This is a genomic window from Shimazuella sp. NTD248 (assembly GCF_059510395.1).
Genome location: NZ_JCAJZT010000001.1, coordinates 183,004 through 206,438 on the forward strand (window position 1 = coordinate 183,004; position 23,435 = coordinate 206,438).

The 23,435-nt window shown below is 37.3% G+C and carries 26 protein-coding genes and 1 pseudogene; 18 read left to right on the forward strand and 9 right to left on the reverse strand.

From position 1 onward, the window contains the following. Positions 1-5: 5 nt before the first annotated feature. Positions 6-581 carry an NfeD family protein gene (locus AC5WOE_RS00960; RefSeq protein WP_496048809.1) on the reverse strand — a complete coding sequence of 192 codons (576 nt, stop codon included), beginning with the start codon at positions 579-581 and terminating at the stop codon, positions 6-8. Between the two features lie 256 nt (positions 582-837). On the opposite strand from AC5WOE_RS00960, the gene AC5WOE_RS00965 reads away from it, so the two are divergent. The 4 genes from AC5WOE_RS00965 to AC5WOE_RS00980 are packed head-to-tail and all read left to right on the forward strand — an operon-like array spanning position 838 to position 4,204. Next, positions 838-1,974: an ABC transporter ATP-binding protein gene (locus AC5WOE_RS00965; RefSeq protein WP_496048138.1), complete on the forward strand. Its 1,137-nt coding sequence runs from the start codon at positions 838-840 to the stop codon at positions 1,972-1,974. Then, on the forward strand, positions 1,975-2,628 hold the full coding sequence (locus AC5WOE_RS00970) for an ABC transporter permease (protein WP_496051679.1): 654 nt from the start codon (positions 1,975-1,977) through the stop codon (positions 2,626-2,628). It abuts the gene before it with no gap. Positions 2,629-2,676: 48 nt separating this feature from the next. Then, complete coding sequence (locus AC5WOE_RS00975) at positions 2,677-3,567, forward strand: glycine betaine ABC transporter substrate-binding protein (RefSeq protein ID WP_496051680.1); 891 nt, start codon at positions 2,677-2,679, stop codon at positions 3,565-3,567. A gap of 10 nt (positions 3,568-3,577) precedes the next feature. Further along, positions 3,578-4,204 carry an ABC transporter permease gene (locus AC5WOE_RS00980; RefSeq protein WP_496048141.1) on the forward strand — a complete coding sequence of 209 codons (627 nt, stop codon included), beginning with the start codon at positions 3,578-3,580 and terminating at the stop codon, positions 4,202-4,204. A 553-nt stretch (positions 4,205-4,757) separates the two neighbouring features. Here AC5WOE_RS00980 and AC5WOE_RS00985 read toward each other — a convergent pair. The 3 genes from AC5WOE_RS00985 to AC5WOE_RS00995 form a co-directional block, all read right to left on the reverse strand. Next, positions 4,758-6,287 carry a solute symporter family protein gene (locus AC5WOE_RS00985; RefSeq protein WP_496048143.1) on the reverse strand — a complete coding sequence of 510 codons (1,530 nt, stop codon included), beginning with the start codon at positions 6,285-6,287 and terminating at the stop codon, positions 4,758-4,760. Then, a complete protein-coding gene (locus AC5WOE_RS00990) occupies positions 6,284-6,601 on the reverse strand; it encodes a DUF485 domain-containing protein (RefSeq protein ID WP_496048144.1) in 318 nt (105 codons plus the stop codon). Before AC5WOE_RS00990 ends, AC5WOE_RS00985 begins: the two co-directional genes overlap by 4 nt. A 215-nt stretch (positions 6,602-6,816) precedes the next feature. Continuing rightward, complete coding sequence (locus tag AC5WOE_RS00995; protein ID WP_496051681.1) at positions 6,817-7,713, reverse strand: mechanosensitive ion channel family protein; 897 nt, start codon at positions 7,711-7,713, stop codon at positions 6,817-6,819. Between the two features lie 324 nt (positions 7,714-8,037). Between AC5WOE_RS00995 and AC5WOE_RS01000 the strand changes: the two genes are divergently transcribed. The 8 genes from AC5WOE_RS01000 to AC5WOE_RS01035 all read left to right on the forward strand — a co-directional run bounded on the left by AC5WOE_RS01000 (position 8,038) and on the right by AC5WOE_RS01035 (position 13,846). Then, positions 8,038-8,544 carry a PadR family transcriptional regulator gene (locus AC5WOE_RS01000; RefSeq protein ID WP_496048146.1) on the forward strand — a complete coding sequence of 169 codons (507 nt, stop codon included), beginning with the start codon at positions 8,038-8,040 and terminating at the stop codon, positions 8,542-8,544. Between the two features lie 185 nt (positions 8,545-8,729). Beyond that, a complete protein-coding gene (locus AC5WOE_RS01005) occupies positions 8,730-9,827 on the forward strand; it encodes a GerAB/ArcD/ProY family transporter (protein ID WP_496051682.1) in 1,098 nt (365 codons plus the stop codon). A gap of 355 nt (positions 9,828-10,182) precedes the next feature. Further along, positions 10,183-10,389 carry a DUF1657 domain-containing protein gene (locus AC5WOE_RS01010; protein WP_496048148.1) on the forward strand — a complete coding sequence of 69 codons (207 nt, stop codon included), beginning with the start codon at positions 10,183-10,185 and terminating at the stop codon, positions 10,387-10,389. 19 nt (positions 10,390-10,408) lie between these two features. Further along, positions 10,409-11,263 (forward strand): DUF421 domain-containing protein, encoded by an 855-nt coding sequence (locus tag AC5WOE_RS01015; RefSeq protein ID WP_496048149.1) that lies wholly within the window; start codon positions 10,409-10,411, stop codon positions 11,261-11,263. Positions 11,264-11,283: 20 nt separating this feature from the next. Continuing rightward, positions 11,284-11,766, forward strand: coding sequence for a stage V sporulation protein AC (spoVAC, locus tag AC5WOE_RS01020; RefSeq protein WP_496051683.1), 483 nt, complete (start codon positions 11,284-11,286; stop codon positions 11,764-11,766). Further along, positions 11,767-12,786 (forward strand): stage V sporulation protein AD, encoded by a 1,020-nt coding sequence (gene spoVAD / locus AC5WOE_RS01025; RefSeq protein WP_496051684.1) that lies wholly within the window; start codon positions 11,767-11,769, stop codon positions 12,784-12,786. After that, entirely contained in the window at positions 12,783-13,133 is a 351-nt protein-coding gene (spoVAE, locus tag AC5WOE_RS01030; RefSeq protein WP_496048152.1) for a stage V sporulation protein AE, read from the forward strand. The genes spoVAD and spoVAE overlap by 4 nt, the downstream gene beginning before the upstream one ends. A gap of 8 nt (positions 13,134-13,141) precedes the next feature. Continuing rightward, complete coding sequence (locus AC5WOE_RS01035) at positions 13,142-13,846, forward strand: DUF421 domain-containing protein (RefSeq protein ID WP_496051685.1); 705 nt, start codon at positions 13,142-13,144, stop codon at positions 13,844-13,846. A gap of 196 nt (positions 13,847-14,042) precedes the next feature. Here AC5WOE_RS01035 and AC5WOE_RS01040 read toward each other — a convergent pair whose 3' ends face one another. Then, complete coding sequence (locus tag AC5WOE_RS01040) at positions 14,043-14,246, reverse strand: DUF1657 domain-containing protein (RefSeq protein ID WP_496048154.1); 204 nt, start codon at positions 14,244-14,246, stop codon at positions 14,043-14,045. 82 nt (positions 14,247-14,328) lie between these two features. Then, the gene (locus tag AC5WOE_RS01045) at positions 14,329-15,024 is read right to left on the reverse strand and encodes a DUF421 domain-containing protein (RefSeq protein WP_496051686.1); all 696 of its coding nucleotides are present in this window, start codon (positions 15,022-15,024) and stop codon (positions 14,329-14,331) included. Positions 15,025-15,355: 331 nt separating this feature from the next. Between AC5WOE_RS01045 and AC5WOE_RS01050 the strand changes: the two genes are divergently transcribed. The 5 genes from AC5WOE_RS01050 (at position 15,356) to argH (ending at position 20,111) form a co-directional block, all read left to right on the forward strand. Then, positions 15,356-16,306, forward strand: a complete 951-nt coding sequence (locus AC5WOE_RS01050) for a dimethylarginine dimethylaminohydrolase family protein (protein WP_496051687.1) — start codon at positions 15,356-15,358, stop codon at positions 16,304-16,306. Positions 16,307-16,333: 27 nt separating this feature from the next. Next, positions 16,334-17,155: a transporter substrate-binding domain-containing protein gene (locus AC5WOE_RS01055; protein ID WP_496051688.1), complete on the forward strand. Its 822-nt coding sequence runs from the start codon at positions 16,334-16,336 to the stop codon at positions 17,153-17,155. Between the two features lie 90 nt (positions 17,156-17,245). Beyond that, entirely contained in the window at positions 17,246-17,905 is a 660-nt protein-coding gene (locus AC5WOE_RS01060; RefSeq protein ID WP_496048158.1) for an amino acid ABC transporter permease, read from the forward strand. A gap of 14 nt (positions 17,906-17,919) precedes the next feature. Then, positions 17,920-18,648: an amino acid ABC transporter ATP-binding protein gene (locus AC5WOE_RS01065; RefSeq protein ID WP_496051689.1), complete on the forward strand. Its 729-nt coding sequence runs from the start codon at positions 17,920-17,922 to the stop codon at positions 18,646-18,648. A gap of 17 nt (positions 18,649-18,665) precedes the next feature. Then, a complete protein-coding gene (argH, locus tag AC5WOE_RS01070; protein ID WP_496051690.1) occupies positions 18,666-20,111 on the forward strand; it encodes an argininosuccinate lyase in 1,446 nt (481 codons plus the stop codon). A 29-nt stretch (positions 20,112-20,140) separates the two neighbouring features. On the opposite strand, the pseudogene AC5WOE_RS01075 reads toward argH, so the two are convergent. After that, positions 20,141-20,431: pseudogene (locus AC5WOE_RS01075) on the reverse strand (sigma-70 family RNA polymerase sigma factor); the annotation flags it as partial. Positions 20,432-20,638: 207 nt separating this feature from the next. On the opposite strand from AC5WOE_RS01075, the gene AC5WOE_RS01080 reads away from it, so the two are divergent. After that, positions 20,639-21,526: a hypothetical protein gene (locus AC5WOE_RS01080; RefSeq protein WP_496051691.1), complete on the forward strand. Its 888-nt coding sequence runs from the start codon at positions 20,639-20,641 to the stop codon at positions 21,524-21,526. A 231-nt stretch (positions 21,527-21,757) separates the two neighbouring features. Here the strand turns inward: AC5WOE_RS01080 and AC5WOE_RS01085 are convergent, their stop codons facing one another. Then, positions 21,758-22,549, reverse strand: coding sequence for an SDR family oxidoreductase (locus AC5WOE_RS01085; protein ID WP_496051692.1), 792 nt, complete (start codon positions 22,547-22,549; stop codon positions 21,758-21,760). A 42-nt stretch (positions 22,550-22,591) separates the two neighbouring features. After that, positions 22,592-23,431: a carbon-nitrogen hydrolase family protein gene (locus tag AC5WOE_RS01090; RefSeq protein ID WP_496051693.1), complete on the reverse strand. Its 840-nt coding sequence runs from the start codon at positions 23,429-23,431 to the stop codon at positions 22,592-22,594. Between the last annotated feature and the right edge of the window lie 4 nt (positions 23,432-23,435).

Sequence of the window (23,435 nt, forward strand, 5' to 3'; positions counted from 1 at the left end):
TAGATTCATCCTTCCACATTCTCTACATAAATAATCGAATCTTTCACTTCTCGTACAATCACTTTGGCACCTTCGGGAATCAGATTACCATCCATACTTGCTGCGATATGATTTGTATTGCCACCTGCCATGGTAATCAGCACTTCGCCAAATCCATCATCGGGTATCCCAATCCAGACTTCACCTTGTTTCCCTATTAAATCTTGTACACTAAATCCTGTAGAGCTTTCTGTTCGTTCAGCTGGACGGATTACCAAATAATAATAAAATGCAACTCCACACAGAGCACAACTAGCGGAGTAAAGGAGTATTTGCTCTAAATTTAGAAATGTCCAATTAGTAAGAATAAATCCTGCACCACCAAAGATGGTTATCCCTACAAATAAGGATATGGGCTGTAAAAATGGGATGTGGATATGAAATACATCACCAAAAAAATCCCCCACAAAGAAACTGAATAAGCAAAAAACAATCCCAATTAAAAAACATACTCCAAATAAAATATCAATATTTTTCTCATTCCTCTCTCTGTCTTTATTATATAGAAAAACAAAATATTTTTCTTCGTACTTCCATACAATGTTAACTGTTTGTAAATTTCTTAATAATAGTTAATTGTCATTGATTTGCATAATAATATAAAAACATTTACCATTAGTTTAAAAGATTTTTCTTCGTTCAGCGAAATATCACCTCTACTTATGTAAATCTTTCAAATCAATGCCTCATCTTTTTATCCTCTTCTGGACACAATAACAGCATGATGAAAATCGGGAAATCATTTTATTTTATAACTGACAGAAACTTTTACGAGAGTAAAGGATGGGTTGAAAACGAATGATCACATTTGAAAATGTTTACAAGCAATATCATAATGGCCATACTGTGTTGAAAAATTTAAATTTACATTGCAAAGAAGGAGAAATAACTGTATTCATTGGTCCAAGTGGGTGTGGAAAGACCACCACTATGAAGCTGATCAATCGCTTGATTGATCCAACAAAAGGACGAATACTCGTCAATGATGCAGATATCTCTACCATCAGTCCCGTTAAATTGCGGAGAAGCATTGGATATGTAATTCAACATGTTGGATTGTTCCCTCACATGACAATCGCAGACAATGTAGCAGTAGTTCCTCGTCTTTTAGAATGGGATGAAGAGCGCACTCAAAAACGAGTAGATGAACTTTTAGAGATGGTTAAACTTGCACCAAATACATTTCGAAGTCGCTACCCTTCGGAGCTAAGCGGTGGACAGCAGCAACGTATAGGGGTTATCCGTGCTTTTGCTGCCGAACAATCCATTATTTTAATGGATGAACCTTTTAGTGCACTTGATCCAATCAGTCGAGAACAATTACAGGATGAATTGATACACCTGCAAAAAGATATCAAGAAAACCATTATTTTTGTTACACATGACATGGATGAAGCGCTTCGAATTGCGGATAAAATCGTTCTAATGCGGAGCGGAAAAATTTTGCAAGAAGGAACACCAGAAGAAATATTGCGCCGTCCAGCCAATGAATTTGTGAAAAACTTTATCGGCAAAAAAAGACTGGCACAATTTGAGGCAATTCCTGAATCGGAAGAAGTCATGACTCGTAAACCTGTTACCATCCTTCCCTCTAAAGGGCTTGCAGAGTCTATCAAAATCATGGAACGCAAACAAGTGGATTCTTTAATCGTCGTAGATGCTAATGATCGGCTTCAAGGTTACATCACGATTTATGATGTTATTCAACAATTTCGAGATGAAAGCAAACGTGTAGGGGATATTATGCACACTTTTGAACATGTCATTTCTCCTGACACACTGCTCAACCAGACGATCGATCTGATGGATGAACACAAACTGCCTTATGTACCAGTCGTCAAAAAGGATCAAACCTTAATTGGATTGGTCACGAGAGGTTCCATCGTCGGTCATCTATCCGATATTTATTCTACGAATGGAAATGAAGGGTCTTAAATGGAATATATAAAAATATTTGCTACTCGTGGAAGTGATTTGTGGAACGCTATGATCCAGCATCTCATTATCTCTGGAACTGCTTTATTGCTTGGAATTATCGTTGCTGTACCTCTTGGAATTTACTTAGTGAAAACAAAACACACATGGCTAAGATCTATCGCCTTTTCCATCACAAACGTTTTTCAAACGATACCAAGCTTAGCGTTATTAGCAATATTGATTCCCCTCATAGGAATCGGAAAGTTTCCAGCTATCGTTGCACTTTTCTTGTACTCTTTGCTTCCTATTTTACGTAATACCTACTCAGGGTTTGAATCCATCGATGAGAGTATCATCGAAGCTGCAAGAGGAATGGGTTACGATGGAAAGCAACGATTATTCCGGATCGAACTGCCACTAGCTATTCCCTACCTGATGTCGGGAATTCGCTTAACCACCATCTATATTATCAGTTGGGCAACTTTAGCCACATTGATCGGTGCAGGTGGACTTGGTGAATTAATTTATGGAGGTTTGAGTGTTTATGATAAACCTCTCATCTTTGCTTCCTCTATTACTACCATGATTTTAGCAATTGTAATCGACTTTCTCCTTGGAGTCTTGGAGAAGTTTCTAACCAAACAAACTACAAGCCGGGAACAATCCGCATAGGTTCTCAGCAGAACAGGAGGTAGTCCAACAGGATTCTGTTGTATACATATGAAACTACAAAAAGCATTACTTCCTATTGCACTATCATTCATGATCTTGCTAGCTGGATGCTCTTCAAAAGACACCATCACCGTAGGAACACAAACCTTTACCGAGACAAAAATATTAGGATATATGTACAAATACTTAATTGAACAAAATTCCAATGTAAATGTCGATGTAAAGACGGACCTTTCTTCCAGCCCTTTTATCGTCAATGCTCTGCGAGAAAATGAAATTCAATTAGGCACCCTCTATACAGGTGAGATCTTTAATAATTGGTTTCCTATCCAGCAGACAAAAGATAAACAAAAAGTACTGTCCCAAGCTCAACGCGGATTTTCCAAATATTATCATTTTAAATGGTTCAATCCCCTCGGATTTGAAAACACATACGCTTTTACCGTAACGAAAGAAGTAGCAGACAAATATCACTTGAAAAAGATTTCTGATCTTAAAAAAGTATCCAAAAATATGCGTCTTGGTGTAGACACTTCTTGGATGGAACGGGACAATGACGGATACAAACCATTTGTCAAAACATACGGTTTATCTTTTAAAAATGTGTTTCCAATGGAAATTAACTTAGTTTACAAAGCAGTTGCAAGTAAGCAAATGGATATCGTCTTGGCCTATTCCTCTGATGCGCGGATTAAACAATATCATCTTGTGACTTTAGAGGACGATCGACACTTTTTTCCACCTTATGATGCATCCACCGTCGTCTCAGAGGACACGTTGAAAAAATATCCAAACGTAGACAAAGCTCTTCAAAAATTAAGTGGGAAAATAAATATCGATACGATTCGTACCTTAAATGCAAAAGTAGACATTGATATGCAAGAACCGGAACAAGTGGCAAAAGATTTTTTGCAGCTACAAGGACTTCTCAAGAAGTGAGGTGAGAAAAATGGACACAGTAATCCGCTATTTTCAATACAACTGGGACAACTTGCTCGTGCTTATTGGTCAACATATCGTCATGGTGGCATGTGGTTTGCTGTTAGCATTGATCGTCGGCATACCACTTGGGATTTTGTCTGCTAGAAATGAAAGAGTGGGAAAATATATTTTAGCCGTTGCAAACTTAATCCAAGTATTTCCCAGCCTTGCACTACTGGCCATGTTAATGGTTATATTCGGGATCGGATTTTATTCGGTAGTGATTGCACTATTCTTGTACTCTCTTTTGCCGATCATTCGCAATACATATGTTGGGCTTAAGGAAGTAGATCAAAGTATTTTAGAGGCAGGTAAAGGTGTAGGAATGACCAAGTTTCAAATTTTGCGCAAGGTACAAATTCCACTTTCTCTCTCCTTTATTTTTTCCGGCATCCGGCTTGCAGCCGTTATCGCCATTGGAGTAGCTACCCTTGCTCCATTCATCGGCGGAGAAGGATTAGGAAAAGAAATTTATTCCGGGATAAACTTGCGTGACCCGGTTAAAATTTACAGCAGTGCGATCATCACGGCAATCCTAGCGATACTAGCAGATTATTTGCTGGGAAAAGCAGAAAAGAAAACGCGAGTAGAATAGAAAAGCACAGTTAGCTAAGAGGAATTTAAATGGTAATCAAAGAGCCACTATCAAATATAAGATAGAGGCTCTTTTTACTGTATATGGAATTCCTCTGGACATTATCCTTCAAAGAGTCGCATGAAGATCGTAAAAAATTGGAGTTTGTGCGGCTCGTTCGAGCTGAGCCACACAAACCATGTACCGCACCAATCAAGGATGGAGCGACTGACTACTGCTGCTGGGAGTCCAGCTTCTTGATTCCATCATCCAGTCCATCCCCGGATACGGGTGTCTGCCCCATGTCACCCATTCGGGCCTGGGAAGTCTGGGAAGTGTCCTGTTCATCGCTCTCATTCGACGGGGTGGTCACATTGCCTCCTCGAGACATGTTGGGTAGAAGCATCGATTAATGCTCCATTATTAATTTTAATAAAAATAACTTATAAGTCAATGTGATCACATTCTTAATGATCACACTATAAAAGAGGAGGCTATCTCCTAACCTCCTTGTTACATTCAATATTAAAACGATATCTATCCCAAACCAAATGTAGTACAAAACATTATTCTACTATTCCTTTAACCCTATTTGTGACTGTACCAAGATTTGATCAAAATTGTCTTCTTCCTTGTTAGAAGAAAAAATCGTTCCAAGATATGCTGCCAAAAAACCTAGCGGTATGGAGATAATTCCCGGATTGGTTAAGTTGATCAGCGGATCTCCTACCAATATCGCCTTTCCTACTTCTGGACTCCATACATTTGGACTGATCGCCACCAAAATGATAGAACTGCACAAACCAACTAACATGCTTGCTATAGCGCCAGTCGTATTAAAGCGGCGCCAGAACATCGTAAACAGAATAACGGGTAAGTTCGCACTAGCGGCAACGGCAAATGCTAACCCAACTAAGAAAGCTACATTTAGTTTTTGCGCAAATAACGCTAATAGGATTGAAATTACCGATACCCCGACAGATGCCCATTTTGCTGCTTTCATCTGTTCCTTTTCACTCACATCACCTTTTCGAATGATATGGCTGTAAAAATCATGAGCAAAAGACGAAGCAGCTGACAATACTAAACCTGCAACTACTGCTAAAATGGTGGCAAAAGCAACGGCAGAAATAAAGGCAAATAAAAAGTCTCCACCCAACGCTTTTGCCAGTAATGGAGCTGCCATATTCCCTGCCTTATTAGCTTTTTCAATGACATTTGTACCCACAAAAGCAGCTGCACCGAATCCCAAAAAGATAGTCATAATATAAAAAATTCCGATAATCCAAGTGGCATTTACCACTGATTTACGAGCAGTAGGTGCATCTTTCACGGTAAAAAATCGAATTAAAATATGAGGCAATCCTGCTGTTCCGAGGACAAGTCCCAAGTTAAGCGAAATATTATCCAAGCCATCTTTAAATTTGTTACCGGGGTTTAAAAAAGCATCTCCCAATGGAGTAGCTTCTTTCATATGCTGGAACATGTTCGTGATACTAAAATCAAACTTTGCAAAAACCATAATAGAAATAATCAATGTACCGACTAATAACAGCACAGCTTTAATAATTTGAACCCAACTGGTTGCCATCATACCGCCAAAAACAACATAAACCGTCATTAAGACTCCGACAATTAATACTGCTGTAGCATAGTCCAGATTTAATAATAATTTAATTAATGCACCAGCTCCGACTAACTGAGCGATCATATAAAAGATAGAAATTGCAATCGAATTCAAAGCGACAACACCGCGAATATTTTTATTTTTAAATCTGGATGCAATGACATCTGCCATTGTATATTTTCCAAGGTTGCGCAGTGGTTCTGCGACCAGATAGAGCACGACAAGATATGCTACCAAAAAGCCAATGCTATAAAAAAATCCATCAAATCCAGTAAGCGCAATCATTCCAGCTATCCCTAAAAAAGATGCTGCTGACATATAATCTCCTGCAATCGCCAATCCATTTTGCCAACTTGATAAACCGCCACCAGCAGTATAAAATTCATTGGTCGTATTCGTTTTTTTGGCTGCGAAAAAAGTGATGACAAGTGTAATAGCGACAATCAGTAAAAATAGCCAAAACGCAGTATAATTCACTTATTTTCGCCTCCAACTTTTTTAATCTTTTCCACCATAGAATCAAATGATTTGGCCTTTTTTGAATATAAGATACATAATCCCCATGTCATAATAAATTGAGCCAGCGCAAATATCCAAGCCCAAGAAATAGGACCTATAGCAGAACGATTTAAAACAGTACTGTAAGATGTAAGGATCGGAAGGGCAAAATAAAATACAAAAAAGAAAATGGTAGTAGGGATGATAAATCTCTTCTTCTTGCTCATCAATTCTTGAAAGAGCGGAGATTGGACAATCTTTTTGTAATCGCTTTCAACACTATTTTTCAACAAACATCAGCCTCCTTTTTAATAGAGTATCTAATAATGAATATGATGTCTATCTTTAATTTATTATTATGATTATTAACTCTGTTAAGTATTTTCAAATGAGTTTCAATGCTTTCCGAATTCAAAAACACTAGGAAAAACAGCAGTCATTACCATACTGCTGTCTTTCATTAATTTATAAAAGCATTATTCTTAAACAGAATTAAATTAGAATGATACTATGTGTTGTGAACCGACTGAGCAGGTTGCAGGATCAAGTGACTTGGATAACTGATTTCCACCCCATTGCGCTGAAAAGCCAAAATTACTTCTATCCGCATCTGCCGCTCCACTTTGATATATTCATCAGGTACACATAAGGCAGTGACCGTAACATGAACACCAGATTGATCTATGTTCGTAATCCCCGTTACTTCTGGCTTTTCTAAAATCCACAAAGCATATTTTTCATAGATATCATCACAAACATCAGATAAAATTTTCTCCATTCTTATCATATTTATCTCAAATGGCACAGTTACAGTAACAATTGCCCTCATTTTCTCACGATTATAATTCGTAACTTGCATGATTTCTCCGTTCGGTAAATAATGAAGCCTTTGATTGTATTCACGAATCTTGATGATACGAAGTCCGACTTCTTCCACTGTACCGATAATATCATTATTTATTTGAACTACATCTCCAACTTCTAATTGACCTTCAAAAATAAGAAAAAGCCCTGATATTATATCCCGTACTAAATTTTGGGCACCGATACCGATGGCTAAACCGAAAATTCCCGCACTAGCGAAAACAGGAACCGGATTAAATCCCATATTTATTAAAATGGTAATAAAAGAGATGAAATAGATCACATACCTGCTTATTGATTTCATCAATTTATGAAAGGTATTTGCTTGGCTTCCTTTTACTCTACTATGTTGAAACAACCAATCCATCAATCGATCCGTAAACCTTGCAGCTATAACAGTAAGCAAAATGATAAAAATTGTCTTCACTATCGGAATAAGAAGAAAGGACACAGGATCATTTATCATACTGCTCCAGATTGATTTTGTTTGGTTTATCAAAGACTCTGTATGTATTTCTAACTTTGTTTGCTTTTCAAACACGGAAAAATAGACCTCCGATTTTATGGAATAAAACTAACATCATTATATAGAATTCCCAAAGAAACGAACAGACTAACAAATACTTTTTTAATAAAATAGGAGAAATCCACTATGATGCGGCATCCTGGAAAATGGGAAAAAAGAGAAAATAAAGCATCGATCGGATTCTAGTCAAAATTACAAAAGTAGCGGAATGATCATTTTTAGAATACTGCAAACACAAATTTAAAATTATCGTTAAAAACACATTCATTGATCCCATTCACCCAACTTGTTATGATAAAAACAGTTCACCCAAAAGTACAAGTAAAGAGAAGGATAAATATGTATATTGATTTATTAGTATTATATCAAATCGAACTTTCACCTAAGTATGGCTATGAAATCAAAAAAAACATCCAGCATCAACTTGGCGATTTAGTGGATGTTAATCATAATTTGTTATACCCTGCTTTACGTCGTTTTGAAGAAAAAGGAGCAATCTTAAAAAAAACCGATGAACAGACTGGAAAACCCAATCGACATGTCTATTATATAACAGACATAGGCAGAGTATTGCTCTGTCAGATCATCAAAGACTTCCACCCTAAAAATGCCAAGAATGACATTGAGTTCTTAATAAGAGTTGCTTTATTTGATCATATTGAAAAAGCGGATCGCTTTCATATTTTAAACATGAGAAAATCATACCTAACAAACCTATTAGCCAAAAGATTCCCTGCTGATTATCCAATAGAAAATAGCATTTTTACACATGAAGTAATCCAGTTTTCTACAATAAGAATACAACAAGAAATAAAATGGATTGATCATTTACTATCAAAAATATAAGCTATCATGAACGCTTAAAACAGAGGGTATACTATGTTATTCCCTCTGTTTGTTCTTTTTTTATTTCCTCTTTAAAAATATCCTCTTCCAACTACAATCGGTTTCCCACATATTAAACCTTATGTAAGGAAAAACTGAATACTAACGTTAACCGTCTAAAACTCCTAGAACAAAGAGGTAGGACAATGTTCAATCGGAATGACCAGATCACCACTCCACAGGCTGCTGTCGTTATTATCTCCTATACTTTAGCTCTTGGCATTCTGCAATTGCCAAGAAGCCTTGCAGAAGCTACGGGAAATGCTGATGGTTGGATATCGATACTGATCTCAGAACTGATTCATATCTTATTTGGCATCATGATCGTAAAACTTTGTCAACGATTTCCACAAAAAACATTTTATCAGTTTAGTCAAGAGATTATTGGGAAGTGGCTTGGAAAACTACTTAGCATCTGTTTTATTGCGTATTTTTTATTATGGTGTGGGTTTGAGGTTCGTGGAATGTCCGAACTAATGAAACTTTACTTACTTCCTACAACACCTTCGATGGCAGTTGCCATACCCTTTATCTGTCTAGGAGTCTATGTAGTAGTTGGAGGGATCAACCCTATTGTACGTCTTCTTGAGGTTTTATTACCGCCCACGATCCTCGTTTTTGTCTTGGTTTTTCTTCTTAGTTTAAAAACCTTTGAAATTAATAACTTACGCCCTGTAATGGAATCTGGAATTATACCCGTAATGAAAGGATTGAAAGTTACTCTATTCCCTTTAACAGGAATGGAATCCATGCTTGTCCTTTTTGCCTTTATGAAAGAACCACAAAAAGCCATCAAAGTATCTATTATAGGTATTGTCGTACCTTTAGTTTTTTATGTGACAACCTTTCTTTTGACTATTGGAAGTCTCGGAATAGAAGGAGCCTCTATTAAAACATGGCCAGTTATTGAATTGTTTCGTCAGTTTGAATTTACTGGTATTTTATTTGAACGATTTGAAACCTTCATGCTTGCCATTTGGATTTTGAAAATCTTCACTTCCTTTGTCGCTTGTTATTATTTTGCAGTGATTGGTTTTAGTCAATTAACAAACATAGAGACGATTCGTATTATTTATGTTACTGCACCGATTATTTATCTTATTACTATGTCTCCAAGAAACATAAATGATTTATTTCATTTTGGCAATCTGCTTGGTTATACTGGTGCATGTTTCATCATGCTGGTTTCAACTGCATTGTTCTTAATCACAATTTGGAGGAAGAAAAGTTCTATGAATCATTAATGATAATCCATTATTTTTCCCGCAAAAAAAATCTTCTTCAACAACTTTCCCACTCCTTTACTCGTAAACACAAAATACCAAGCTGTTTTTGATATCTCACTTTGTACCCGTCCCCTCAAACACAATCATCTCCCATCACTTCTGTATCCCATCTTTTCATTTATGAGATTGCCCTCAATTTATTTGTTTTATTATCATGTACAAACTCTGCTTTTCTATCTCTACTTAGAGATTTGCAAAAAAGATAATCCAGTAACGACTTGTTGTTTTCTAGAACAATCTAGCACCAGTTTGTTTAAAACCTATTTCTATAGGAAATAAATGACAAAAATGAGGTTTGGGTAAGGAGAGACAAATGACTACATATGCAAAGGTTAAGCAGACATTGGTCTGTTTAGAAGGAGCGCAGTCGACTATGCAAATACTGGAACAAATCACGCAAAAGGAAGAAGCTGCGCAATCTCTACGTTTTAATGCACAAAAATTGGATGTTGTGATCACTCGATTAAAGAAACGTGTTCAAAAAATGGAATTCGAAGAACCAAATTACAAGGGATTTTAGCTAGGAAGGAGAAACGAAAGTGCCAGATTGGCTTCAGATTATTATTCGTTCTATCGTCTTTCTTTTGCTTGTCCTTGCTCTAACAAGAGTACTTGGGAGAAAAGTTGCCTCAAGGATGACCTACTTTGATATTGTGTTTGCGATGACAATAGGAGTTATTGCAGCTGCAATTTCCTTAAATCTTGTTCCTGTCGTGTTGGGTTCTATTGCTTTGCTTACTTGGGGTTTACTAGGAACTGGTCTCAGTTTTCTCTCCTTAAAAAGCAAATGGGTACGAGATTTCATTCACGGAAGAGAAGCAGTTGTCATGAAAGATGGAAAGATAATGGAAGATCAATTAATGAAACTCCGATATTCACCTGAAGATTTATTACAACAATTGAGAAGTAAGCAAATATTTAACGTATCAGATGTAGAATTTGCGGTTATGGAATCAGATGGAGAAATAAATGCCTTATTAAAATCAAATCGTCAACCTATAACCCCTAAAGATGTAGGTGTAGAAGTATCTCCTAGTACAGGGGTTCAAACCGTGATTTTAGATGGAACCATTATGGATGAACCTTTGACAGTCATGGGATTAAATCGAGGTTGGCTCCATACCGAATTAGATAAAATCGGAGTATCTGTTGACAATGTATTCATTGCTCAAATTGATACATTAGGTGACTTGTACCTTGATTTATTTGATGATGTAATTCAAATTCCACAAGCATCTACACGACAATTATTGTTAGCAACTTTAGAAAAAGCAAAAGCAGATTGTGAAAGCTTTTTGTTAGAAACGAATGATACAAAAGCAAAACAAATGTATCAGCAATGTGCAGAAGATTTAACCTTGATTATTTACGACCTTAAACCAATGTTGAAATAAATAAAAATGGAGGAAACAACATGTCAGATAAAAAGAAAAAGAAATTGACACCAGTACAACAAGAATACCAAGATTTTGCGACACAAAGAGAACCAAAACGACCAATCGTTAAAAACTGTGTTCGTGCATTTTTTTATGGAGGTGGAATATGCCTCCTTGGACAATTGATTTCAACCTTTTATATGCACTATTTGGGCTTTACGAAAGAAACAGCAGGAGACCCAACAGTAGCTACTCTCATCTTCCTCTCTGTATTATTAACAGCTTTAGGAGTTTATGATCATATCGCCCAAAAAGCAGGTGCTGGTACTGCTATTCCTGTAACAGGCTTTGCAAATGCAATGGCATCTGCGGCAATCGAGCACCGCTCAGAAGGATATGTACTCGGAGTTGGAGGAAACATGTTTAAATTAGCGGGTTCTGTCATTGTTTTTGGTGTATTTGCTGCATTTGTAATCGGAATCATAAAAGTGGTTATTTCGCAGTTTTTAGGAGGATTTTAAGTGTTACAAGGCAGAACTTGGGTATTTCCCAATACTCCTTATATTTCCGCTTCAGCAGCCGTTGGAGGACCTTTTGAAGCTCAGGGACCTCTAGCCGATGATTTTGATATTCTGCATGGTGACTTATGGCTTGGAGAAGATAGTTTTGAAAAAGCCGAAAAAAAACTATTGGAACAAGCTTGCGAAAAAGCAATTGATAAAGCTGGATATAAAAAAGATGACATGCAATTTTATTTAGCTGGAGACCTTATGAACCAAGTTATTTCCAGCAATTTTTCGGCTCGTACTTTAACGATACCCTATCTGGGACTGTTTGGGGCATGTTCTACTTCGATGGAAAGTCTTGCCTTAGGGTCACTATTAGTAGATGGTGGTTATGCAAAACGTGTATTAGTAGGAACATCTAGTCATAATGCTTCTGTCGAAAAGCAATTTCGCTATCCCACTGAATACGGTTCACAAAAACCACCTACTGCTCAATGGACAGTAACAGGTGCTGGAGCAGCAGTGGTCACTTCAGAAAAAACGGGCATAAAGGTAACTTCTGCTACAGTTGGACGCGTTGTCGATATGGGAATTCAAGATCCCTTTAACATGGGAGTCGCAATGGCACCGGCAGCTGTCGATACGATAGAAGCACACTTTCGGGATTTGAATGTAAATGCTTCCACTTACGATTTGATTTTAACAGGTGATCTAGGGAAGGTAGGACACCATATAGCTGCTGATTTATTAAAAAAACATGGCTTAAAAATCGCAGAAGATAGGTTTGGAGACTGTGGGTTATTAATTTATAGAAAAGATCAACCAGTGTTAGCCGGTGCAAGTGGTTGTGCTTGTGCAGCTTGTGTTGTATTTGGACATATTCTCAATCGTATGCGAAGAGGTGAACTTCGTAAGATTTTGGTAGTAGCAACAGGAGCTTTACTGTCTCCGATTAGTTATCAGCAAAAAGAAAGTATCCCTTGCATCGCACATGCAGTAGCCTTTGAAGCAGAAGGAGGCGAAAAAACAGAATGATTTTTTTATGGTCATTTGTTATTGGAGGACTGATCTGTGTTATTGGTCAGATTATGATGGATGGATTTAAACTAACGCCTGCACATACCACCAGTACTTTAGTAGTAGTCGGTGCCATTTTAGGCGGGTTGGGCTGGTACAAACCTCTGATTGATTTTGCAGGTGCAGGTGCCACCGTTCCCATTACAAGTTTTGGAAATGCATTGGTACATGGTGCACTAGCAGAGGCTTCAAAAGATGGTTTTGTTGGGGTTATAACAGGTATCTTTGAAGTGACAAGTGCTGGAATATCTTCAGCTATCGTATTTTCTTTCTTAGCTTCACTACTATTCAAATCAAAAGGATAAGATGGTGTATGGACTTGCTATATATTGTTAAGGTTATTGTCTTATTTACCATTGCAATAGCAGCAATCCGGTTAATGGGAAAAGCAACATTAAGCCAACTTGCTCCCCACGATTTAATGGCGATTGTAATTATTGCTGCATTAGCAACACAACCTATTATCGTCGATGATTTTTTAAGCACCGTACTCGCTATTGCTTTGATCGTTATTATACATGTGATATTTAGAAAGTTGACACTCTATCAGTGGACAAATCAATTCATTCTTGGAGAACCAACCATTCTGATCAAGCATGGAAAAATCGTGAAAGAGAATCTTCAGCGTTGCCAATTTTCTTTATCTGAACTGTTGTCTACTATTCGCTCAAAAGGATACTCAGATATACGCTCCATTCAATATGCCATTTTGGAACCTACTGGTGCAGTGAGTGTGTTTCCATGGGAAAAATACTACCCTGTTACACGTAACGATTTAAAGATAAAAGCAACTTATCATGGATTAGCGCTTTCTTTGGTTATAGACGGAAAAATACAGCATCATAATTTGTTATTAATCGAAAAAGATGTGGACTGGCTTAAACAAGAATTACAGAAAAAAGGATTTCTCGATATAAACCAAGTTACATATGCATCCATAATGGACTATGAATCAAGTATTTATGTGGACAGCGGAAAAGGTCACCGCTCCAAATCCAAAAATAATTACTCCAGATGAACAAATTCACTAACATTTCGTTCCAAATTCCGCTTGATATGCACGTCTTCCGCGTCTGTTGTAAAGAGCAACAAAAGACGCTACAGCCGTATATATCTTCGCTTAGGATTTTTTGTATCTATTTTTGCTCAAGTAGAGTAATTATATGAATAAAAGATAAAAGTCGCCTATCCTCTGAAAGACGACTTTTAGAAAATTATTGGTTATACTGTGGCTCTTCACTCATAATTTGTTGTTCACGTGTTTTTAACTGCTGAACTACTGTCTCCATTTGCAGACTTAGCTGTTGATAGGTTTGCTTTGCTTGTTGATTGTCTGTATCTAATGCAAATCCTTTTAAACTCGCAGCAATAGACTCCGCACTTGCTATGGTTTGTTGAATTTTTGTCCCTACTGTCATGACGCTCACCCTTTAATTAAAATTTAATTTCTGCCATTATTTTTTACAAAGATGAGAAAAGTATTCCATGAAATCGCATGTTTTAGTGAAGCTGATCATGATAGCGGTCTATAAACACTTTTCCATCCCCGGTAATCTCCATATAACTTACCTCTTTTATGTCTTTGATCTTGTGCTGTTTCAATATATTTTGTACATCCTTTTTTGTTAACTTTGCTTCTTTTAATTTCTGTTCATCAAATACTCCATCAATAATTATTTCCATTCCGGGCTTTTCCTGTTTTGTTTTCAAACCTAAGTCTTTTCGAGTCGGAGTACCTTGTGCTGCTTTTTTCATCACCGATAGACATCCATCTGTTTCCATCACTGCAAATTCAACATCTGCAACGGAAAATACATCTTTCTTTCGTAATAACATACGAAGATTATCGATATCTAAACGGATTTTTTCTATATTCTTTTCGAGAATTTTTCCATTTTTAATAATCGTCACAGGTTCTCCTTCTGCTAAGAGACGAACATTCCGAAATTTCGTACCTAAGTAAGAAGCCAAAATAGAAAGGCCTCCAAATAATGCTAATGACAGCAAGGCTCTAGTCACTGGAACACTCTCATCCACTAAAGGAACGGCTGCAATATCTCCTAAAATAATCCCAGTGATATAATCAAAATAAGTAAGTTGTGAGATTGCCTTTTTCCCTTGGAGTCTTGTTAAAAGCAATAAAGCGATAAAGATAATGGGTACTTCCCAAAACAATTGCATCATGTATTTGTCCATATCATCACCTGAGCTTAGTGTTACTTAAATTACTAAAAATATTCTTCCGTGTAAATCGAGATATACTACTCTATAAAATATTTCATTTATAATTTTTTATAATTATATGTGAATATTTATACATTCAATCCAACTTTATTTCATCGATCCACAAAGAAAGATTTATATTTATTCCCTTCCGAACGATACAACCCAATGAATTCTCCAATGTTTTTTTGGTAAAATTATGTATAAATATTTATTATTCTTGACAAAAAGCACATACTCCTATGATAATTATATGTAAATCTTTAAATATAAAATTCTAAAAATGGTTTTAGGAGGAGAACATTTGGCAAAATTTCATGTTCAAGGCGAGCGATGGTTTCCACCTGAAAATTCTTTCTTTGATGAAAAAGAAGAATTATGGGGAGATTGGTATTGTGACTCGGAAGTAGGGCGTCTGCGTTCTATATTGCTTAGGCGACCTGGCAGCGAAATTGAGATTGTAACAAACAAGAACTACCAAGATTTTCGCTGGAAAGCTTCTATGAACCCGGAGAATGCGCGGAAAGAACAAGATACTTTAGCTCAAATATATCGAGATCATGGCATTGAAGTTAATTATGTGGAAGATATGAGAAATGATCGACCAAATGCATTATATATGCGTGATTTGGTTATTATGACACCAGAAGGGGCAATTGTTTGTCGACCAGGAATCAAAGCTCGACGCGGAGAAGAACGATATGCTGCCGGGGCATTGAGTCAACTAGGTGTTCCCATAATTAAAACGATAAATGGTGATGGTATTTTTGATGGAGCTTGTTTGATGTGGGTGGATCGTCATACAGTCATTATTGGAACGGGAGCTCGTGCTAATGAGTCAGGAGCAAAACAAGTAGAAAGTGAATTGAGAAACATTGGTGTAACCGATTTCATTCACTTCCCGATCCCATATGGCCATGCACATATAGACGGGTTATTAAATATCGCAGATAAAAAAACAGCCATATTATTTCCTTGGCAAGTTCCCTATGATGTCGTGAAAGCGCTATTAGATCGAGATTTTACGATTGTGGAAGCTACCAATATAGAAGAAGTAAAATCAAATTTTTCCGTAAACTTCGTAGCCATAGAACCGGGTAAAGTAGTTATGCCCGCAGGCAGTCCTGAAACGAAAGCAAAAATGGAAAAATCGGGAATACAGGTAATCGAAGTCAAAATGGATGAGATTATGAAAGGCTGGGGAGCTATTCACTGTATGACAGCTCCTTTAAAAAGGGACCCCCTATCCACCTAGTAAACAAAAGAGAGGATTGTGTAAAATATGAAAAAGTATCTCGTACTTATTATTTCTCTTTTTCTAGTTTTGCTTACAGCTTGTAGCGGAGGAAATAGCAGCGGCTCCAATGAAACATCCACAGTTGATAATATAGTGAAGAAAAAGACACTAGTCATCGGTACTGCACCTGGATACTTGCCATTTGATATGAAAGATAAAAAAGGTAACTACATCGGTTACGATATGGATTTAGCTAGAGCAATTGGTAAGGCACTAAATGTAAAAGTGGAGTTTAAACAATATGAATTTAGTGGATTGATTCCAGCATTACAAACTGGCGATATTGATATGATTCTCGCTGGTATGACCATTCGTGGAGATCGTGCGTTAAGTGTTAGTTTTTCGAATCCCTACTATGCAACTGGTCAAGCGTTGATGGTACCAAAAGGTGATTCGACCACAACAAACTATCAACAACTGGATCAAGCAGGAAAAACGATTGCTGTGTCCCAAGGTACAACAGGCGCATTACTGGCAAAACAAGTTTTCAAAAAAGCAAAAGTAGTTGACTATCCTGATTTCCCTTCTGCTGGTATGGCGATGACACAAGGTCAAGCAGATGGAATTATATATGATGAACCTGCCGTTAAATTGTTTGTCAATATGAATCCTACAAAAGTAAAACAAGTAAGCGGGTTAATATCCTCCGAGAATTTAGGAATTGCGGTTAAATTGAACGATTTAAAAACAACACAATGGTTAAATTCTTTCCTTGAATCTTATCGTAATAGTCCTGACGATATAGCATCCATTAACAAATGGTTTAAATCTACTAATTGGATGAATCAAGTAGAAACCAAGAAATAATGCTACTTTCAACCTCGTTAATAGGAAGAGTCTAGGAAACTATACTCTTCCTATTCTATGAATCAACTTATATTAGGAGGACCTGAAGTTATGGAATATAACTTGGATTGGAGCGTTATTCCCCAAAATATGGATGCCATACTAGAGGGACTTTGGTTAACACTTCAAATTTCCGCATTAGCTCTATTAATTAGTATCCCCATCGGCATCCTTGCCGGTTTGCTGCGTATATCTCGTAATCGTTTTGTTTCTTTTCTAGCTTCTTGTTATATTGAATTTATTCGCGGAGTACCTCTTTTGGTCTTACTTCTTTGGATATATTTTGTACTCAATCAATTTTTGCATTTAGGTGCTTATTGGTCCGCCATTATCGGCCTCGCTTTCTTTTCTGGTTCTTTTATCGCTGAAATTGTTCGTGCTGGGATTGAATCTGTTCCACGTGGACAAATGGAGGCTGCAAGATCATCAGGAATGAATTATATATCCGCAATGAGACTGATCATCCTCCCACAAGCATTTCGAAAAGTCTTACCGCCAATGGCTTCACAGTTTATCATCTTGATTAAAGATTCCTCTTTGGTTTCCGTCATATCGGTAGCTGATTTGACTTTAGCTGGTAAAAACATTGTAGGTACCACGTTTCGTTCCTTGGAAGTTTGGACATTTATCGCACTGCTCTATTTTGCCATGACATTTATCATTTCCCAAGTGATTCGATTTTTAGAGAAAAAATACAAGGTAGCGGAATAAATGGAGGACATGCAATGATCAACATACAAAAAGTCAATAAATACTATGGCAATCATCAAGTACTCCAAAATATAGACTTAGAAATACCTAAGTCACAAATTTTTGCATTAATCGGACCAAGTGGCGCTGGAAAAAGTACATTGATCCGAACGATAAATGCATTGGAAGAAATTCAGGAAGGACAAATCCAAGTCGATGGTATTTCTGTACATGATAAAAAAACAGATATCAACACATTACGATCTGAAATAGGGTTTGTTTTTCAAAATTTTAATTTATATCCGCATCTCACTGCACTTCAAAATGTATCCTACTCTCCCATCTATGTAAAAAAGATCTCTAAAAAAGAAGCAGAAACTCGTGCTAAAGAATTGTTGTCATCATTAGGACTTGGAAACAAAGTAGATTCCTTTCCTGGACAGTTATCAGGAGGACAGCAACAGCGGGTAGCCATTGCTAGGGCATTAGCTATGGACCCAAAAATTATGTTATTTGATGAACCTACTTCTGCACTTGATCCAGAAATGATTAAAGAAGTATTAGATGCAATTCGAAAGTTAGCGACAACAGGAATGACAATGGTAGTCGTTACACATGAGATGGGATTTGCCCGTGAGATCTGTAATCAAATCGTGTTTATGGCTGATGGAAAAATCGTAGAAGTAGCCCCACCTGAGCAATTCTTCACCCAACCGCAAAGTGATCGCGGCAAAGACTTTTTAAATAAAGTCCTTAATCATTAATAGGAGGATCAAGGTAAATGAAACTCTGGGGAGGACGCTTTACCAAACAAACCGATGCATTAGTAGAAGAGTATACTGCTTCTATCCCTTTTGATTATCAGCTATGGAAAGAAGATATTGTAGGCAGTTTAGCCCATATCCAAATGTTAGGGAAATGCAAAATCATTGATTCCAAAGAAGTTGAGCAAATCAAAGAAGGATTACACCACGTCTTCCAAGGCATCCAAGAGGAGAAATACAATTTCACCATTGAAAACGAAGATATTCATATGAATATCGAGAAAATGTTAAGAGAAGAAATCGGTCCCCTAGCTGGAAAATTGCACACTGGGCGCAGTAGAAATGACCAAGTAGCATTAGATTTACATTTATATTTACGAAGAAAAACACTTGAACTCGCAGAGCAGACTCTTCTGCTTCAAACTGCACTTCTAAACCAAGCACAAAAGCATCTGGATACCGTTATGCCAGGTTATACTCATATGCAACGAGCGCAGCCTGTTCTCCTAAGTCATCATTTGCTAGCGTATGTAAGTATGCTACAAAGAGATTTTGAACGAATCCAAGATAATTGGAAACGAATCAATGTACTCCCACTTGGAGCAGGCGCACTAGCAGGTACCACCTTTCCAATTGATCGAGAATACGTTGCCGAGATACTTCATTTTGATGACGTTTACCGTAACAGTATGGATGCAGTGAGTGATAGAGACTTCCTTGCAGAATTTTTATTTCAGGCTTCCTTACAATCCATGCATCTTTCTCGTCTTTGTGAAGAGCTCGTTATTTGGAGTAGTCAAGAATTCTCCTTTATTGAACTGGATGATGCTTATTGTACAGGTTCCAGCATTATGCCACAAAAAAAGAATCCAGATGTAGCTGAATTAATTCGTGGTAAAACGGGACGAGTCTATGGACATCTCATGGGTATGCTGACAATTTTAAAAGGGTTACCGCTCACGTATAACAAAGATATGCAGGATGATAAAGAAGGTATGTTTGATACACTCTCCACTTTAAAGGGAGCACTTACAATACTTGCACCGATGATAGAGACCATGCATGTTCATCGAGAGAGAATGAAAAAAGCAGTTACACATGATTTTGCCAATGCAACTGATTTAGCTGATTATCTTGTACGAATCAATATTCCCTTTCGTGAAGCTCACGAGATTGTAGGGAAAGCAGTTCTCTATTGCATCACAAAAAACAAATTCTTACAGGATTTATCTTTAGAGGAGTTCAAACAATTTTCCCCGTTGATCGAATCAGATGTATATCACGCCCTTGAAGTAGAAACCGTAGTAAACGCACGAAATGTCTTAGGTGGAACTGCCCGGAATCAAGTGGAATCACAATTAGATGCCCATCAGAAATGGATAGAATCCAGCAAAGAATGGGTCCATCAACATAAACAAAAAACTGAATTAAGCAATTGGTTATTAAGACATTCCGGCGTTTGAGGTTATGCGATAAAAACAGCAGTGTCCCATCACTGCTGTTTTTTCCATGGCTTCCGATAAAATTCATGAAATAACTTAATCAACGCCCGCTTTTCAATTCGTGATACATAGGACCGAGATATCCCTAATTCCTTTGCTATCTCCCTTTGCGTTCTTTCTTCTAAACCATCCAATCCAAACCGATTTCGAATCACCTCTTGCTCCCGATCATCCAAAATGTGCAGATGGTTCATGATTCGTTTCTTTTCAATTTTCATTTGAACCAAATCCACAATCTCATCTCTGTCTGTTCCCAAAATGTCCAACAAGGTTATTTCATTAACACTAGGTATTTATCTGTATTTTTCACCGGGAAGGAGAGGGGGATGTTTGTGTAGTTTTCCGTATGTCACTGTGATACCTTTTAAAATAGAGGTGGTTTTAGAAACCAATCTATCCTAATATAGGAAGTAAAGTGGGTCAGTGGATATGGAACAAAGATTTACTCATCAGGAGTTGGTAATTTAGATTATTTTAATGAGGTGCATATGAGTAAGAGAAAAAGACAAATGAAAAAAAATAAGCCGCTAACATCAAAATCAACTGATAGTCAAGAGAATGACCAAAGTAAAGCCTTTTTAGCGACTTTTATTCAGCCTGAAATATTGATAACATTTGGGGTTGTTGGACTCTATGTTTTTACATATGCTTTTTATTCAGGATACTATCATCTTTTTCATATCCCTATTATGTATTTGGATCTAGATTTTAATAAATTAACAGCACCCAGTTTATTATATATAATCATCATTTTACTATTTTTTCTTCCAAACTATATATTTTTCAGAATAAATACAATAAACAATATGAAAGTGAAAAAGAAGGGTGCTAAAGCACTGTTTGCAATATTTTTCCTTATAGCGTTATCCATCACGATGTATCCCATTTCAGGCTTTCTCGGTTTATTCTATAATTTGAATTTTAATGACACAGAAGTATTTTCATTAATGTTGTGGTATTTTTCAAGTTTAGGACTCACGCTTTATTTTGTGAGTTCGTTCGCAGATGAAAAGAAATCGACCACACTAAACATTCTTTACTCAGTCAGTATATTTGTTCTTCTTTTTTTTAGTTCTTATCTCATGGGTTCTTATTCGACAAAAAAGATTACTTACCCTATTTTTATTGAAAATGGTAAGCCACAACAAAAGATTATATTAGATACGTATAAAGATTTTTACATCACATCAACTTACAAGAAAGTAAAAAACAGCTACCAACTGACTGGTGTAATTGAATTAGTAGAAATGAAAAATGACCAACCTATTAATCCAGTTGAAGTCGTACTAACTCATAATAAATACAAATTAAATTATGAGCAAAACGCAATTCAAATTAAGGAAGTACCAATCAAAAATCTCATTCTACCTAATTGATTCTAATCATGCATAGCACGACCGGCACACTTGGTGTGCCGGAAGCAGACAGGACAAGCTGAAACTCATACGATTTGGATACAGCCCAAAACCCCTACTTACCAAAATATTTTGGAGGTAGGGGTTTTGGGCTGTATCTTTAGCTCCTAACCGAACTAATTCCACAACTGCTTGGGAACGACCTTTGACTGTAACTCTTGATGACATTAGATTACCAGTGTGCCAGACCGTTCATATAGTTGCTTTGATTTGGCCGCCATCAACTTGAATAGAGGTTCCTGTCACAAATGAGGATTTATCAGATGCCAGAAACGTTACTACATCCGCAATTTCCTCTGCTAGTCCATACCGGCCTAAGGGGATTTCTTCTTTTATTTCATCTTTGATTACTTCAACTGGAACACCACGCTTTTCTGCTAACCGGCTGGTGATCTGTCTCGACCGATCGGTCCATGTAGGTCCAGGCATTATTTGATTAACCAAGATATTATGCGGAGCTAGCTCATTGGATAGGTGTTTGGATAAGCCTGAAATTGCACTTCTGAACATGGTTGAGATAACACCGCTTTGTCTCGGTTGTTTGACCCAAGTAGAGGTCATAAACAGGATTCGTCCCCCTCTGTTTTCAATCATAGAAGGAATCGCTCTTTTGGTCATCTGCAAGACAGGGTACAGGATCATATTAAGTCCCATATCCCAATCTTCCCGCGAAGTATGAACAAAGTCAGCAGTGGGTGGTCCACCCGTGTTGTTTACTAATACATCGACACGACCATAATGCGAAAGAACCTGATCCATTAGTCTGTCTACTTCATCAGACTTACATAAATCTGCTGCATAAGAAAACACTTCGTATTTTCCATTTTGAGATAACTCAGTCGCTGCTTGCTTTATTGCTTCTTCATTTCGTGAGCTAATTGCCACTTTAGCGCCTTCCGCTAACATAGACTTCGCTACCGCGTAACCTAATCCTTTACTAGCTGCGGTAACCAAGACCACTTTATCCTCTAAACCTATGTTCATCTTGATCCCCCTGCTTTTAAAATCATGTTGTGTCCTGGTTTATTAAACCCCATCAACCTCATCCCATCGATATGCTTGCGGCTTCCGTTGTGCTAAGGCAGGTACTTTTTCTCTTACTGTCCTCACCAAATTCAAGTCCAAATCGACAGTAACGGTTGTTTCGATGTCTGGAGCTTGTGCAATAACTAATCCCCATGGATCAATGCATAAACTGCGTCCATAACTCCAATTTTGGCTTGGAGGGAAAGGTCCATAAACAGCTGGTGCCACGATAAAAAGCTGATTTTCAATCGCTCTTGCTCTCAATAAAGTTTCCCAATGATCTTTCCCAGTGTGTAACATAAAGATCGCCGGAACCAGAATAACTTGCGCTCCTTTTAAAGCCATGATCCGAAACATTTCTGGAAACCGCATATCAAAGCAAACACTCAGCCCTACTGGTATGCCAAAAATATTGGTCACTACAATGTCCTCACCAGCACTCTCTACTTCACTGCCCTGATAATGAGTTCCACCAACATTGGCATGAAAGGTATGAATCTTCTGATACATATCTTGGATTTCCCCATCGGGATTGATCACACATGTGACATTGCGAAGTTTCTCTTCATCTTCAAATCTCAGCTTCATCGTCCCGGCAACAATGTATACCTTTTTCTCTTTGGCAACCGCTCTCAATTTTTGCAAAGTAGGACCATCGATCGTTTCTGCTTGTTGAAAAAATTGTTCCTTTGTTCCCATCAGATGAAAGTTTTCTGGGAGAACGATCACATGCGGGTTACTCTCAACCGCTTGATAGATCAGCTCTATCGCCTTTGCTACATTTTTATCTCGATCATCAGTTACACTCATTTGCACCATGGAAACTCTTAGCTTTTCCATTGTC